Origin of the sequence: Xanthomonas axonopodis, from assembly GCF_001304695.1 — a bacterium.
In the GTDB taxonomy this organism is placed as follows: Bacteria; Pseudomonadota; Gammaproteobacteria; order Xanthomonadales; family Xanthomonadaceae; genus Xanthomonas; species Xanthomonas axonopodis.
Genome location: NZ_JFAQ01000108.1, coordinates 1 through 15,193, shown reverse-complemented (window position 1 = coordinate 15,193; position 15,193 = coordinate 1). Strand labels below are relative to the sequence as shown.

General features: G+C 65.5%; 5 protein-coding genes and 4 pseudogenes. 3 read left to right on the top strand and 6 right to left on the bottom strand.

Translation table 11 applies throughout. The features are described 5' to 3' along the window. Positions 1–128: 128 nt before the first annotated feature. On the bottom strand, positions 129–989 hold the full coding sequence (locus XAXN_RS11035) for a 2-keto-4-pentenoate hydratase (protein WP_054319584.1): 861 nt from the start codon (positions 987–989) through the stop codon (positions 129–131). A gap of 138 nt (positions 990–1,127) precedes the next feature. On the opposite strand from XAXN_RS11035, the pseudogene XAXN_RS21240 reads away from it, so the two are divergent. Then, positions 1,128–2,208: pseudogene (locus XAXN_RS21240) on the top strand (alpha/beta hydrolase). Beyond that, a pseudogene (locus tag XAXN_RS11030) lies at positions 2,205–3,829 on the top strand (carboxylesterase/lipase family protein). Before XAXN_RS21240 ends, XAXN_RS11030 begins: the two co-directional pseudogenes overlap by 4 nt. A 44-nt stretch (positions 3,830–3,873) precedes the next feature. Here the strand turns inward: XAXN_RS11030 and XAXN_RS11025 are convergent. The 5 genes and pseudogenes from XAXN_RS11025 to XAXN_RS11005 all read right to left on the bottom strand — a co-directional run bounded on the left by XAXN_RS11025 (position 3,874) and on the right by XAXN_RS11005 (position 14,437). Further along, entirely contained in the window at positions 3,874–5,022 is a 1,149-nt protein-coding gene (locus XAXN_RS11025; RefSeq protein WP_042824477.1) for an aldo/keto reductase, read from the bottom strand. Positions 5,023–5,089: 67 nt separating this feature from the next. Next, a pseudogene (locus XAXN_RS11020) lies at positions 5,090–5,586 on the bottom strand (metallophosphoesterase family protein). 192 nt (positions 5,587–5,778) lie between these two features. Continuing rightward, positions 5,779–7,962 carry a 1,4-alpha-glucan branching protein GlgB gene (gene glgB / locus XAXN_RS11015; protein ID WP_042820938.1) on the bottom strand — a complete coding sequence of 728 codons (2,184 nt, stop codon included), beginning with the start codon at positions 7,960–7,962 and terminating at the stop codon, positions 5,779–5,781. 11 nt (positions 7,963–7,973) lie between these two features. Next, entirely contained in the window at positions 7,974–11,324 is a 3,351-nt protein-coding gene (gene treS / locus XAXN_RS11010) for a maltose alpha-D-glucosyltransferase (RefSeq protein WP_054319583.1), read from the bottom strand. Further along, the gene (locus tag XAXN_RS11005; RefSeq protein WP_042820936.1) at positions 11,321–14,437 is read right to left on the bottom strand and encodes a maltotransferase domain-containing protein; all 3,117 of its coding nucleotides are present in this window, start codon (positions 14,435–14,437) and stop codon (positions 11,321–11,323) included. Before XAXN_RS11005 ends, treS begins: the two co-directional genes overlap by 4 nt. 493 nt (positions 14,438–14,930) lie before the next feature. Here XAXN_RS11005 and XAXN_RS11000 point away from each other — a divergent pair. Further along, positions 14,931–15,193, top strand: a pseudogene (locus XAXN_RS11000) (transposase); the annotation flags it as partial.

Sequence of the window (15,193 nt, the reverse complement as noted above, 5' to 3'; positions counted from 1 at the left end):
TGGGATCAAACATCTAAGGAACCCCTGAACAACTCTTTCGCCAGCTTCCGATTAGTACCTGGGGCAGACTCGGTAACTCGCAAGCCATTGATTTCCAACATGAGCGACCGTCGCGATCAAGCGAAATCTCAAGCTCGCTCGCAACGCCACGAGTTGTTCGGAGGTTCCTTAACTGCGGACACAGCCGTACAGGAAATATCGCCGATGGCGGCGAAGCGAATCAGGGCACGCTGCCCGACTTCGATGTCGTGGATACCGGTGGCATTGCCGGTGGCAATCAGATCACCGCGCTTGAGCGGACGCCCGCGCTGTGCCGAACGGCTGAGCGCAAATGCGTAGGCCGCGCGCAGGCCGCCCGGCAGCGTGGTGGCCCCGCCGGTGCCGACCACCTGGTCGTCGATCAGGGTTTGTGCGGTGAGCGCAGCCTCGTCGCGTGCCAGCCAATCGGTCACTTCCGGGCCCAGAATCAGGCCGTTGTTGTTGCCAAAGTCCGAAGTCACCACGCGCGGGCCCAATTGGTTGATGGTTGCCAGCGGGCTGCTGGCGATTTCCACCCCGATGAACAAGGTGGCCGGCAGCTGTGCGGCCTGCTCCGGGGTGAAGTGGGTCTGCTCGGCCGGGGCATCGGCGCCGAGCACCAACACGTATTCGGCTTCCACCGCGCCGAAGCCCCCAACAAAGATCGGGAACTCGGTTGTTCCACCGGTAGTATTCCAGACCGTCTGAGCGAAGATCGGGCCGAGCAGACGCTCGTCGCCGGACGCGTCGCGGCGCTCTGCGTCGATATACCCCACCTTCCAGCCGACGACATGGTCGTGCCACTGGCTGATGGCGATGTCCTGCACCTGGTAGGCGGTGACCAGATCGTCCGGGATTTGCCCCGGAAACTCAGGAAGCGATGGCCCTGCACGGCGTGCTTCCACAAAGCGCTGGGCGATGGCGGACAGCGTGGATGTGGACGATGGCGAAGTGGCGGCGTCGTTGCTCAAGGGTGTCTCCCCGATAGGTGTTTTGTTGCACTGCCAATCGACAGCGGCACGGTGTGCTATATATGGTAAACCGGTGTCATTGGCGATCTGCACTGCGGCATTGTGGTCGCGGCGACGAAATGGCCCTGGGAGGGGTGGATGGAACAGACACGCCAAACGCGTGCGTTAACCGCGCTTTCGCGCGCTACGCGATATGGGCTGGCGGCCCTTGTGCTGGGCGCGTTGCTGGCCGGCGCGTTGCTGGCGGCCGAGCGACCGAGCACCGACACTGCCGCCGAGCAGGCCAGCCGGATCGCGCTGTGGCCGACGTCGCTGGCACCGGGGGATACGGCGTTGCCGCAACCGCAGCGCATCGTCGAGCGCAGCAGCAACCCGGCGCAGCCGGATCGCCACATCCAGCAGGTCAGCGCGCCGTATCTGGTGGTCTACCGGCCAAAACAGCCCAATGGCACCACCCTGCTGGTCACGCCGGGCGGCGGCTACCAGCGCATCGTGCTGGACAACGAGGGCGGCGCGCTGGTGCCCGGCTTTGTCGACACCGCCGGCATCACCCTGTTCGTGCTGCGCTACCGGCTGCCAGGCGAAGGCCACCCGAACGGCGCGGACGTGCCGCTGGCCGATGCGCAGCGTGCCTTGCGGCTGATCCGCGCCAATGCGGCGCGCTATGGCATCGATGCGCAGCGCGTGGGCGTGATGGGCTTTTCGGCAGGCGGCCATGTCGCCGCCAGCCTGGGCACGCGTTACGCCGCACAGGTGTATCGGCCCATCGACGCGGCCGATGCGCTGAGCGTACGACCGGACTTCCAGTTGCTGATCTACCCGGTGATCGACATGGACAGCGCCAACGCGCACAAAGGCTCGCGCGACCGCCTGCTCGGCAGCGCCCCGAGCCAGGCGCAGGTGCGGGCGTATTCGCCGCAGCTGCATGTGGACGCGCGCACGCCGCCCAGCTTCCTGCTGCATGCACAGGACGACACCGTGGTGTCGGTGCGCAACAGCCTGCTGATGCACGCTGCGGCTGCTGCGCGCCGGGGTGCCGAGCGAGCTGCATGTATTCCCGCAGGGCGGCCACGGTTTCGGTACTGCCAGCGGCAGTGGCTTCACCGTGGCCGCGTGGCCGCAGCTGGAGCAAGCCTGGATCGCGCATGTCGGCAAGGCGCAAACGCCTGCATCCGGCGCTGCACCGACACCTGCACTCGCGAAGGAGATGGCGCGATGACAAGCCAGCCCCCACCTGACACGCGACGCCGCACCCTGCTGAGTGGTGGCCTCCTCGCGACTGCGGCAGCAACGCTTCCCGGCTTCGCGGCCGCGGCCGCACGTCCACCGCCACGCGACGATGGCGCGCCGCTGGCACGCGTGCGTGGCGGCGCGCTGCGCGGCTACCGCGACCAGGGCGTCTGTGTGTTCAAGGGCATCCCGTATGGCGGCGACACCGCCCCGCGGCGCTTCCAGGCACCGCTGCAGGAAAGGCCGTGGCACCACGTGCGCGATGCCAGCGGTTTCGGTGCAGCGGCGCCACAGCTCAAGGCCAGCGAGCCCACCAGTGAGGACTGCCTGTTCCTCAACGTGTGGACACCCGGCCTGCGCGATGGCGGCAAGCGGCCGGTGTTGTTCTATATTCACGGCGGCGGCTACACCACCGGCTCCGGCAGCGACCCGCTCTACGATGGCGTGCGCCTGTGCAAGCGCGGCGACGTGGTGGTGATCACGGTCAATCATCGGCTCAATCTGTTCGGCTATCTGTCGTTGGCGCAGCTGGGCGATGCGAGTTTTGCCGACTCCGGCAATGCCGGGCAGCTGGACCTGATCCAGGCACTGCAGTGGGTGCGCCAGCATGCGGCCGAATTTGGTGGCGACACCGGCAACGTCACGGTGTTCTGGCAGTTCGGCGGTGGCGCCAAAATCGCCACGCTGATGGCGATGCCGGCCGCGCGCGGGCTGTTTCATCGCGCCTGGACCATGAGCGGGCAACACAGGTCACCGTGGCCGGACCGCGTGCGGCCACCCAGCGCGCGCAGCTGCTGCTGGACGCGTTGAAGATTTCGCCAGGCGAAATCGTGCGCATGCGCACGCTGCCTGTGGCCCAGCTACTGGCCGCCGCGCAAATACGCGATCCGTCGCGGGTGGAAAACACCGCGTTGTATTTCGGCCCGGTGCTGGATGCGCGCAACGTGCCGGTGCATCCGTTCTGGCCAACCGCGCCGGTGCAGTCGGCACGCATCACAATGGTGATCGGCAATACGCGCGATGAAACGCGCGGCTTTCTCGGTAACCATGCGAAAAATTTCGCGCTGAGCTGGGACGAGTTGCCGGCCAGGCTGGAAGCGCAGCAATACGTTGACCTGTTGCCGCAGGGGGTCATTGCCGAATATCGGCGGCTGTACCCACAGTACACGCCGTCGCAGGTGTTCTTTGCAGCCACCACCGCCGGTCGCTCGTGGCGCGGCGCTGTGGAAGAAGCCGAAGCGCGTGCCCGTCAGGGCGCGCCCACCTGGGTCTATCAACTGGATTGGGGTTCGCCCTTGGATGGCGGCAAGTTCGGCGCCTTCCACACCCTGGATATTCCGCTGGTGTTCGACAACGTGCGCCAGCCGGGTTCGCGCACCGGCGATGGTGCCGATGCGCAGCGCATGGCCGAGCAAATGAGCGAGGCGCTGATTGCGTTCGCGCGGCATGACGACCCCAATCGGCGCGGTGCCCCGCACTGGCAGCCATTTTCCTTGAAACGGCGCGAAACGCTGGTGTTCGATACGCCAAGCCGGTTGGAACTGGATCCGCGTGGTGGCGAGCGCTTGTTGTATCAACAAGCGCCGTTCATTCAACGCGGGACGTTTTGATTGCCTGGGGCGCTCGAACACCGCGCGTTGCGCGCGCTCAGGCCTCAACGCGCAGCGGGCACCGGCGCGTCTGCCTCGATCACGCCTTCGCGCTTGAGCGCTTCCCACAGCGCCGACGGAATCGCCACCCGCATCGAGGTCGCATTGGCCCGCGCCTGCTCGGCCGTGCGCGCACCGGGAATTACGGCCGACACCACCTGCGGGGCCGCGGCGAATTGCAGCGCGACGGTGCGCAGATCCACACCGTGCTTGTCGCAAATGGCCAACGCTTTCCGCCGCTTGGCGGGCGCCCATGGCGGAATGGTGCCGTCGTAGAGATACCGCTCGCGCCCGGCCAGATAGCCCGCCAACAGTGGCGCACCGACCACCACCGAGGCGCCGTGCTTTGCGATCTTCGGGAAGGTGTCATGCAAGGCCTGCGCATGGTCGAGCAGCGAGTACTGGCAGGCCAGCAGGAAGATGTCGGGGTCGGCTTCTTCGATTGCGCGCAAGGCCGGCTCCGGACGATTGACGCCAAAGCCCCAGGCCTTGATCAGGCCCTCCTTGCGCATCTTGGTCAACTCCGGCATCGCGCCCTTCACCGCCTCGGCGAAGCGCTGCTCCCACGGCATGCCCAGGTCTTTCTCGTTCTCTGGCGAGAGATCGTGGATGTACGCGATGTCGATCTGCGACACCCCCAGACGCTGCAGGCTGTCTTCGATCGAGCGCCGCACACCGGATGCGCTGTAGTCGTAGCGATAGTCGAACGGCGAGGGTTGCTGCCACATCGTCTTTGGCGGCGTGTCGGTCGCGGTGAGCAGGCGCCCGACCTTGGTCGATAACACGTAATCGTCGGCCGGATGGTTGTGCAGATGATGACCGGTACGTCGCTCGGACAAGCCCAGCCCATACCAGGGCGAGGTATCGAAATACCGCACGCCCGATTCCCACACCGCTGCCAGCGTCTGCTCGCTCTGTGCGTCGGTGGCAGGCGCAAAGCCATTCCCGATCGCCACGCCACCGAAGCCCAGACGACTGCGCGGTCGGTAGCGTCCGCCCTTGACGGCAGGATTGGTCGGCAATGCGCCCGCTTCGGTGTTTCCGCGCGTGGGCATCACGCTGCCGGGCGCCGACGATTGCGCCATCAACGGCGCAGCGGCCAATGCCGCAGTACCGGCCGCGGCAGCAGAAAGGAATTGGCGACGTGTATTCATGGACATTCCTTGCAACAACGTGGTCCACGAGCATGGCCCCGCCGGTGTGCATGCCAAGTCAGCGAACTCAACCCACCGCGAGTTGCTGCACGTGCGCGCGTGTGGCGCACCATCACCCAGCCATAGCGTGGCCACGCTGATCGGCAGACTGAAGCGACGCGGCCCGGCGCTGCCCGGATTGAGGTACAGCACCCCATCGTGCATGTGCACCCGCGGCTTGTGCGAATGGCCGCTGATGACGACGTCGGCCTGCACCTGCGGCGCCAGCGTCTTCAGATCGTGCAACACGTGGATGCGCACGCCCTCGATCTGCAGATCCAGCGTCTGCGGTAAGCCCGCGGCCCATGGCTTGTCGTCGATATTGCCTGCGATGGCATGCAGCGGTGCCAGTGCCCGCAACGCTTCAAGCACCTGCGGCTTGCCCACATCGCCGGCGTGGATGATCTGCGTACAGCCCTCGAGCGCGGCAAGCGCTTGGGGCCGAAGCAGGCCGTGCGTATCGGAGATCACGCCGATTCGCGTGACCGTGGCCGTCTCGCCGTCACCGCGTTTGCGCTTGACCATCTAAGATGACCTGCTACTGGATGACTTGCTGTGCGAGTGTCGGCCTGCCGAGATCAATGCCATCGCAATCGAGTGGGCGCTCAGTAATGCAAGCGATGCCAGCGCATGACCCACCCTGTCGATGAGAGCTGAATGCATGACGCAGCTGCCGCCTACCACTGGGCCAGTTGCCGGTGGTAGGCGCAGGAGGCATTAGCCATACGGCGTCAGCACGATGGCGCCCAGCGGTGGTAACAGCAACGGCAGTGATTGCGCGTGCCCATGCATGGACTGCTGCTCGGCGTTGACGCTGCCGCCATTGCCCAGATTCGCGCCACCGTAGATGCCGGCGTCGCTGTTGAACACCTCGCGCCACTGGCCGCCTTGTGGAACGCCGATGCGATAGCCGTGCTGCACCACCGGGGTGAAGTTGACCACCACCAGCACCGGTGCGTCGCCGCGTTTTCCCTTGCGCAGGAATGCCACCACGCTATTGCCGGCATCGTCGCCCACCACCCAGGCGAACCCGGACGGATCGTCGTCGTGCGCGTGGAGCGCCGGGTACTGGACATACAGCCGGTTCAAATCGCGCACCAGCGTCTGCACGCCGCGATGGCGCGGGTCGTCGAGCAAGTGCCACGGCAGGCCGGCGTCGTGATCCCACTCGGTGGGCTGGCCGAATTCGCAACCCATGAACAGCAACTTGCGCCCCGGGTGGGTGAACATGAAACCCAGGTACGCGCGCAGGTTGGCAAAGCGCTGCCAATCGTCGCCCGGCATGCGGCCCAGCAACGAGCCCTTGCCGTGCACCACTTCGTCGTGCGAGATCGGAAGTACAAAGCGCTCCGAATACGCATAGACCATGCTGAAAGTCAGCTCACCGTGGTGGTAGCGGCGATAGATCGGATCCAGCCCGGCGTAATGCAGGGTGTCGTGCATCCAGCCCATGTTCCACTTGTAGTGGAAGCCCAGGCCGCCATGCGCCACGTCGGCGGTGACACCGGGAAACGCCGTGGATTCCTCGGCAATCATCACCGCACCCGGCGTGTGCTCGCGCACCACCTCGTTGAGCCGGCGCAGGAACGCGATGGTCTCGTAGTTTTCGCGCCCGCCGTGGATGTTGGGTATCCACTCGCCGGCGTTGCGGCTGTAGTCGCGGTACAGCATCGAAGCCACCGCATCCACGCGCAGGCCATCGACGTGATAGCGCTGCAGAAATTCCATCGCACTGGCGATCAGGAACCCGGACACCTCGCGGCGGCCGTGGTTGTAGATCAGCGTATTCCAGTCGCGGTGGAAGCCTTCGCGCGGGTCGGCGTGTTCGTACAGCGCGGTGCCGTCGAAATGCGCCAACCCGTGCGCATCGGTGGGAAAGTGCGCCGGCACCCAATCGACGATCACGCCGATGCCTTCGCGATGGCAGCGGTCGACAAAGCGCGCAAACCCGTCGGGGGTACCGAAGCGCGCGGTCGGCGCGAACAGACCCAACGGCTGATAGCCCCAGGAGCCGCCGAACGGATGCTCGCTCACCGGCATCAACTCGACATGGGTAAAGCCCATATCGGCCACGTACGGAATCAGGCGGTCGGCCAGGCCATCCCAATCCAGATCCACGTCTGCTTCGCGCAACCACGAGCCGGCGTGGATCTCGTAGATGCTCATCGGTGCGTCGTGGGCCTGGCGGCGCGCACGTGTGGCCATCCAGCCGTCGTCGCTCCACTGATGCGGCGTGGGATCGGCCACGATGGACGCAGTGCCCGGCGCAAGCTCCGCGCGGCGTGCCACCGGGTCGGCCTTGGCCGGCAATTCGTGCCCGTGCGGACCGCGCAGCTGGTACTTGTAATGCGCGCCGGGGCCAACATCGGGCACGAACAACTCCCACACGCCGGACTGGTGCCGCAGCCGCATCGGATGACGGCGCGCGTCCCAGCTATTGAAATCGCCCACCACCGCCACGCGCGAGGCATTCGGCGCCCAGACGGCAAAGCGCGTGCCGCGCACGCCGTCCACTTCGACCACGTTGGCGCCCAATGCGTCCGCCAATTGCAGATGGTGGCCTTCGCTGATCAGGTGCAGGTCGAAATCGCTGAGCTGCGGGCCGAACGCGTAGGGGTCGGCAGTCTCCTGCTCGCCACCGGGCCAGCCGATGCGCAGGCGATACCCGCCGTGCGCCGGCAACTCACCGGCAAACAGGCCCGGCTCCGGGCCGGCGTCCAGCGCGATCACCTGCCCGTCGTCGAGCACCGCACTGACGCGGTCGGCGCCGGGGAGGTAGGTGCGCAACACCCGCCCGTTGTCGGACGGATGTGCGCCTAAGACGGCAAACGCGTCGCCGTGGCGCGCCTCTGCCAGGGCGCGTACCACGCCGGGATCCCATCGATTGCTCACTGCTGTCATTACTCCACTCATCATGTGTCTCCTGCACCGGCACGTGCGCGTTGCAGGATGCGTCGCAAGCCTTCGATCGGCACCATTAACCAGCCAGGGCGATTGGCGGCTTCATAACGCACTTCGTAGCAAGCCTTCTCCACCAGGAACAACAAGGTGGTTGCATTGAACGCCGCCGGCGCAATCCACGGATGGGCGCTGGCGTCGAGCACGGCATGGTAAGCGTCCAGGAAGGCTTGTGTGGAGCGGCGGCGGAATTGCACCAGGAATTCGTCCAGATGCGTGTCCACCCCAACACCCGCGCGGGCGGCGGTGCCTTCCTCGCCCCGTGCCGACACTTCGCTTGCGTAATCGAGCGAGCGAAGGAAGCCGGCCACATCGCGCAGCGGGCTGGCCTTGGCGCGGCGTTCGGCCAGCGGCTTGGCCGGCTCGCCTTCGAAGTCGATCAGCACCACATCGTCGAACGCGACCAGGATCTGGCCCAGGTGAAAATCGCCATGCACGCGGGTGAGCTGGGAATCGGCCAGCACGCTCGGCGCCTTGGCGAGCAGGGCGTCCAGCTGCGGGCGCTGCGCCAGCACCGCCTCCAGCGCCTCGCGTTCGGCGCTGTCTTCGCTGCCGGCAAGGCGTGTATTGACGGTGTCCCACATCTCCTCGACCTGGCGTCCCACTCCGGCCACCACATCGTTGGCGGTGGGCAGGTCGATGCGTTGCGGCGCAAAGTCGGCATCGTCGGTGGCACGCGATAGCGCTTCGTGCAACTCGGCCAGCCGCTTGCCCACCACGGCGGCGAAGGCATCGTAGCCGGCGACCGCTTCGGCGCGCGTTTCTTCGGTCTGCGCGGTGGCGTATTCGTCGAAGCTGCGCGCCAGATGGTCCAGCGTCCAGCGCCAGGCATCGCCCTGATTGCGGATGAAGCCCTGCAACAACGCGATGGTGGTGACGGTGCCCTGCCCGTCGATGCGGCTGACGCTGCCCAGCAGCGGCGCGGCATTGGCATAGCCCATCTCGGTCAGGCGGCGGCCGATCTCGATCTCCGGGTTGGCGCCCATGGCCACATGCCGCAGCAGCTTGAACACAGCCTTGTCGGCGACCACGAGCGAGCTGTTGCTCTGTTCGGCCGACAACCAGCGGATTTCCGGATCTTGCGGGATATCCAGGGTTGCCAGTGCCGGGGTGGCTTCGAAGCAGACCTGGCCCTGTTGCGAGGCATCGTCGCCATCGCAGAAGTCCAGCGCTGCATTGCTGCGCATCGCATCGATCACACCGCGCACCATGGGCTTGAGCGCAAACGCATCGGTGAGATACCCCACCTCGCGGCCCTGGCGTACGCGCGCCAGCGCCAGCTGCTCGGCCAGCGTACTCGGCTGCTCGCGCTCCCACACGATGCCCACCGGCAGCATGTAACGCTCGTGGCGGCCGTCTTCCAGCTCTACCTCCAGTTCCAGCAGCGTCATTGGCTCATCGCCCGGCAGCGGCGTACGGCGCGCGATGCGCACGCTGCGCAGCGCCTGGTCCTTGGCCGAGAACCAGCGCCGTGCCGATAGCCAAGCCGGCAGGATCTCCCCTTCCAGGGTGGGCAGATGCGGCAGCAGTGCGGCGCTTTCGTCGGCATCGCTGCGCAGCACCAGCGTGCGGTAGTCCGGCAGCGGCACCGGGCTGGGAACATGCCAGTCCGGTAGCGTGCCTTCGCTGACCAGCTGGAATGCGTAAAAACCGAACGGCGGCACCGTCAGCAGGTAGGTCAGCCGGCCGATCGGCGGGAAGCTGCCGCCACCGATGATGTCCACCGGCACGCGGCCTTCGAATTCGGACAGGTCCAGCTCCACCGCCTGCAGCGTATGCGACAGGTTGGCCACGCACAGCACGGTTTCGTCCTGATAACAGCGCAGGTACGCCAGCATGCGGCGATTGCCCGGATATAGAAAACGCAACACACCGCGGCCGAAGGCCCGGTAGCGCTTGCGGACGCTAAGGATGCGGCGAGTCCAGGTCAGCAGCGAATGCTGGTCGCGGATCTGCGCTTCCACATTGACTGCCTGAAAGCCGTATAGCGGGTCCATCACCGGCGGCAGCACCAACTGCGCGGGGTCGGCACGCGAGAAGCCGCCGTTGCGGTCGATCGACCACTGCATCGGGGTGCGCACGCCATCCCGATCACCCAGATGGATGTTGTCGCCCATCCCGATCTCATCGCCGTAGTACAGCACCGGCGTGCCCGGCATGGTCAGCAGCAGGGAGGTCATCAATTCGATGCGGCGACGATCGCGCTCCAGCAGCGGCGCCAGGCGTCGACGAATGCCCAGATTGATGCGGGCGCGGCGATCGGAGGCGTAGGTCTGCCACAGATAATCGCGTTCCGAATCGGTGACCATTTCCAGCGTCAACTCGTCATGGTTGCGCAGGAAGATCGCCCACTGGCAGCTTTCCGGAATCTCCGGGGTCTGGCGCATGATGTCGGTGATGGGGAAGCGGTCTTCGCGCGCGATCGCCATGTACATGCGCGGCATCAGCGGGAAGTGGAATGCCATATGGCATTCGTCGGCGTTCTGACCGAAGTATTGCTGGGTGTCTTCGGGCCACATGTTGGCTTCGGCCAGCAGCATGCGGTCCGGATATTCGGCATCCAGCGTGGCGCGGATCTTGCGCAGGATCGCGTGGGTTTCCGGCAAGTTTTCGTTGGAGGTGCCGGAGCGTTCGATCAGGTACGGCACGGCATCCAGGCGCAGGCCATCCACGCCGCGATCCAGCCAGAAGCGCATCACTTCCAGCACTGCTTCCAGCACCGCCGGGTTATCGAAGTTCAGGTCCGGCTGATGCGAATAGAACCGATGCCAAAAGTATTGGCCGGCCACCGGGTCCCAGGTCCAGTTGGACTTTTCGGTATCGCAGAAAATGATCCGCGTGCCTTCGTATTCCTGATCGGTGTCCGACCACACATAGAAGTCGCGCTCCGGCGAGCCGGCCGGCGCGTTGCGGGCGCGCTGGAACCAGGGGTGCTGATCGGAGGTGTGGTTGATCACCAGCTCGGTGACGATGCGGATGCCGCGCGCATGCGCCTGCGCCACCAATTGCTCGAAGTCGGCGATGCTGCCGTAGTCCGGATGGACCGCCATGTATTCGGCGATGTCGTAACCATCGTCGCGGCGCGGGCTGGGGTAGAACGGCAACAGCCAGATGGTGTCCACACCGAGCTCGGCGATGTAGTCCAGCTTGGAGATCAGCCCCGGGAAATCGCCGATGCCATCGTCGTTGGAGTCGAAGAACGACTTGACGTGCACCTGGTAGATGATGGCGTCCTTGTACCAGAGCTGGTCGGCCACCACGGCCGATTGTTCTGCATCGGCCTGTAAAGCGGGAACTGCATTCATGCGACCGCTCCTGCGCGGATGCGCCATAACGCGAACGGTCGCGTTGCCTCTAGACGGATGTGTTGGTATTTGCCGTGCCACTCAAAGCGGTGCCCGTCCCACAGATCGTCCACGGCAACGGTGGCGTGATCGGGCAGGCCCAGCTCCCACAACGGGATTTCGATATCGGCGTCCTGCCCGGCATGCGGGTCCAGATTGATCGCCACCAGCACCATGCTGCGGCTGCGCGACAGGTAGCCCGCATCCAGAAACTTGCCGTAATACAGCACCTGGTCGTTATGCGCCTGGTAGAAGCGTGTGCCCAGGTGCGACTGCAGCTCTGGATGCATGCGGCGCAGCTGGTTCAAGCGGGTGATCTCATCGACGATGTCGCCGGGCGCACGCTCCGGCCAGGCGCGCAGCTGGAATTTTTCCGAGTCCAGGTACTCTTCCTTGCCCGGCGCCAGCGGTGTGGCTTCGCAGAGCTCGAAGCCCTGATACATGCCCCATAACCCTGAGAGCGTGGTGGCCAGCGCGGCGCGGATCAGATGTCCGTTGCGCCCGCTGGTCTGCAGGAACAGCGGATTGATGTCCGGCGTATTGACGAAAAAGTGCGGGCGGAAACATTCGCGCGGCACACCCTGGTTCAACTCTTCCACGTACGCCTGCAGCTCGTGCTTGTGGTTGCGCCAGGTGAAGTAGGTGTAGGACTGCGAGAAGCCGCACTTGGCCAGGCGGTACATCATCTTCGGCCGCGTGAAGGCTTCGGAGAGAAACACCAGATCCGGACGCCGGCCGCGCACATCGGCAATCAGCCACTCCCAGAACGGGAACGGCTTGGTGTGCGGATTGTCCACGCGGAACAGCGTGACGCCTTCATTGACCCAGAACAGCACCGCGTCGCGCAGCGTGTTCCACAGGTCCGGCACCGCGCCGCTGGCGTAGAAATCAACGTTGACGATGTCCTGGTATTTCTTGGGCGGGTTCTCTGCGTACGGAATCGAGCCATCGGCGCGCCAGGTGAACCAATCCTTGTGCTCCTTCAACCAGGGGTGGTCCGGCGCGCACTGGACGGCGAAATCCAGGGCCACTTCCAGGCCGTGCGTGCGCGCGGCCTGGATCAGGCGGCGAAAGCCGTCCAGCCCACCGAGTTCGGCATGCACCTCGGTATGCCCACCATCGGTCGTGCCGATCGCGTAGGGGCTGCCGGGCTCCCCTTCCACCGCCGTGACCGAATTATTGCGGCCCTTGCGGTTGTTCAGGCCGATCGGATGGATCGGCGGCATGTACAACACGTCGAAGTTCATCGCGCGGATGTGCGGCAGCCGCTTGATGACGTCGTCGAACGTGCCATGCCGGCTGACATCTCCACTTTGCGAGCGCGGAAACAGTTCGTACCAACTGGCGAAGTGCGCCGCGCGGCGCTCGGATTCCACCCGGAAGATGACCGGATATTCCGAGCGGAACGGCTTGTCGTCGGCCAGCGCCATCGCCTGCGCGGTGTCCGGCTCCAGCACGATGGCCAACTGCTGCAGGGGCTCGCTCTGCGCACCGATGCGGGTGAGCACTGCCTGCAGACGCTCGGCCAGCGCACCGTCGCTGCGCGCCTGTGCAGCCTGCACGGCCGCAACCGCTTCCTGCACATCGACCGGCAATACCGTGTTGGCAGCGCGTTTCTTTTCCAGATCCGCATGCAAGGTGGCGAAGACGTCGCGCCAGGCTTCCACGCGGAATTCGTAGGTGCCGATGCGTTCCAACGGAAACTCCGCGCGCCAGCGGTCGTTGCCCAACGCACGCATTGGCGCACTGGTCCAGGCCTTGGCATCGGCCGGGCGCCACAGCACTGCCACCGCGATGCAGTCATGTCCATCGCAGAACGCGTCGGCCTCCACGCAAATGCGGTCGCCCACTGTGCGCTTGACCGGAAAACGGCCGTTATCTACTGACGGCGTCACCGACTCGATGCACACGCGTGGCCAGGTGCCGGCGGTCTGCGCACGCGGGCGCATGCGCGGCACTGCCAGCACATGGCGCGCCGGCACGCTGCGATACACGCGCACTTCGCCTGGCCCCAGCGCTTCCAGCGTGGCCCCGGACAAGGTGCGGCCATCTTCGGCCACCAAGGCCTCGGCATCGCCGAGCAGCCGCAACAAGTCAGAGGCCGGTACCGGCACCACATGCCGGGTATCGCCGTTGATCAGTAACAAAGAAGGCAAGCCGCCCAGTGGCTCGATCGCCACCGCGGTGAGTCCGGTCGCCTCACGCAGCAACGGGCGCAACCGCATGCCTGCATTGCTGGTCGGCAGGCCATCGGTGGAGCGGATCGACGATGGCAATGCCGCCAGGTGTGCATCGTCCAGCAACCATGCCCCGCCCAGTGCCAGCGCCAGTTTCCAGTGCTGCTCAGGCGCCGCGGCGCGCTTGCCGTCGGGCGCATCCAGCACCGCAACAACTTGGTCGGCCAAGGCGCGCAGTGCACTGTCTTCGTCGAAGAACCAGCTGCCACGGCCATCCCACCAGGCAAGCGACGAAAACGCCGCATCGAACCCGGCACCGGCCAGCTGCTGCAATGCGTCCAGCCCCAAGCCCGGGGTCCACGCCGCAAACACCACCTCCGGCGCCTGCGCATGCACGCGCGCAATCAACTCGCGCCAGCGCTGTACCGGCACCTGCTGCGGCTGCAACAGACGGAAGCCGCCAACGCCCTGGCTCACCCACTCCAGCAAGCGCGCACTCCACCACTCCACCAGCGCCGCACCTTCCTGCGCATAGGCAAAGCGGGCTTCGGCCACCTCCGGCGTCGCACGCGGCTGACGCGGGTCGGGGACCGCGGTGCTGCGCGCGCGGAACCACTGCGGGTTATCGCGCACCACCGCACTGGCACCGCCCACTTCGTCCAGGCGCACATCGATCAACAACTCCACCCCTGCGCGCCGCGCCGCCTGCACTGCCGCTTGCAAGCGCTGCGCCTGCGTCGGGTCGCCGGCCGAGGGCTCGATCAAACGGCCTTCGGCATCGCGCTCAAAGGGTGCGGCCATCACCACGTAATCGCAGCCGGCCTCACGCGCCGCCACGCAGCGCTGCTCCAGCCCGGTCGCGTCCTTCAGTGCTTCGTTGAGAACACAGATGCGCATGGTGCCCCCTCAGCGAATAACGGCACGCAGGGGCGCAGTTACGCGTTTAGTCAGCGCATGCTTGCCGTTTAGCAGTGTTGCAAGCCCTTGCTCACCAAACGCCGCACCATCGCCTGCACGTACCGAACCTTGCCGTATTGACGCTTGCCGGCACGCTGACCGACCGCCCCTGCCACCCGTGACTGCACTCATGCGCAACTCCGCAACGATTCTTGACCCATGCAGTCAAACACCCCCACTGCGAATTTCATGTGTCGGTGGAATTGACGAAAATCAAACAAGCGCGGCTGTGGTGTGTCAGCAGGGCATCAACTCGCCGTCAGCCTCCGCATGCGTCACGGCGTGACAAGCGCCACCGTAAGCAGGTCGTGCAAGTTGCGCACTGGTGAAGATGAAGCAAGTGGCGATGCAGATCACATTGCGAGCTCAGTGATACGCCCAGGCTTTCCTAGACATCTCAAGGCCATGGAAAATGGCTAATTCGGAGGTGTCCATGAGCAGTAAGCGGTATACAGATGAGTTCAAGGTCGAGGCGGTCCGCCAAGTGACCGATCGCGGGTTTAAAGTGGCAGAAGTCGCCGAGCGCCTGGGTGTTACCACGCACAGCCTGTACGCCTGGCTGCGCAAGTTCGGCAAGCCCGGCGTCGTGCAGCGCGCCGAGGTGGACCAGAGCGCGGAGGTTCGGCGGCTGAAGGCCGAGTTGCGCCGAGTGACCGAGGAGCGCGACATTCTAAAAAAGGCCGCCGCGTACTTTGC

What these genes read in the sequence shown, in the direction of transcription:
- XAXN_RS11025 (WP_042824477.1), bottom strand. Translation starts at nt 5,022, where the DNA reads ATGAATACACGTCGCCAATTCCTTTCTGCTGCCGCGGCCGGTACTGCG.
- glgB (WP_042820938.1), bottom strand. Translation starts at nt 7,962, where the DNA reads ATGACAGCAGTGAGCAATCGATGGGATCCCGGCGTGGTACGCGCCCTG.
- treS (WP_054319583.1), bottom strand. Translation starts at nt 11,324, where the DNA reads ATGAATGCAGTTCCCGCTTTACAGGCCGATGCAGAACAATCGGCCGTG.
- XAXN_RS11005 (WP_042820936.1), bottom strand. Translation starts at nt 14,437, where the DNA reads ATGCGCATCTGTGTTCTCAACGAAGCACTGAAGGACGCGACCGGGCTG.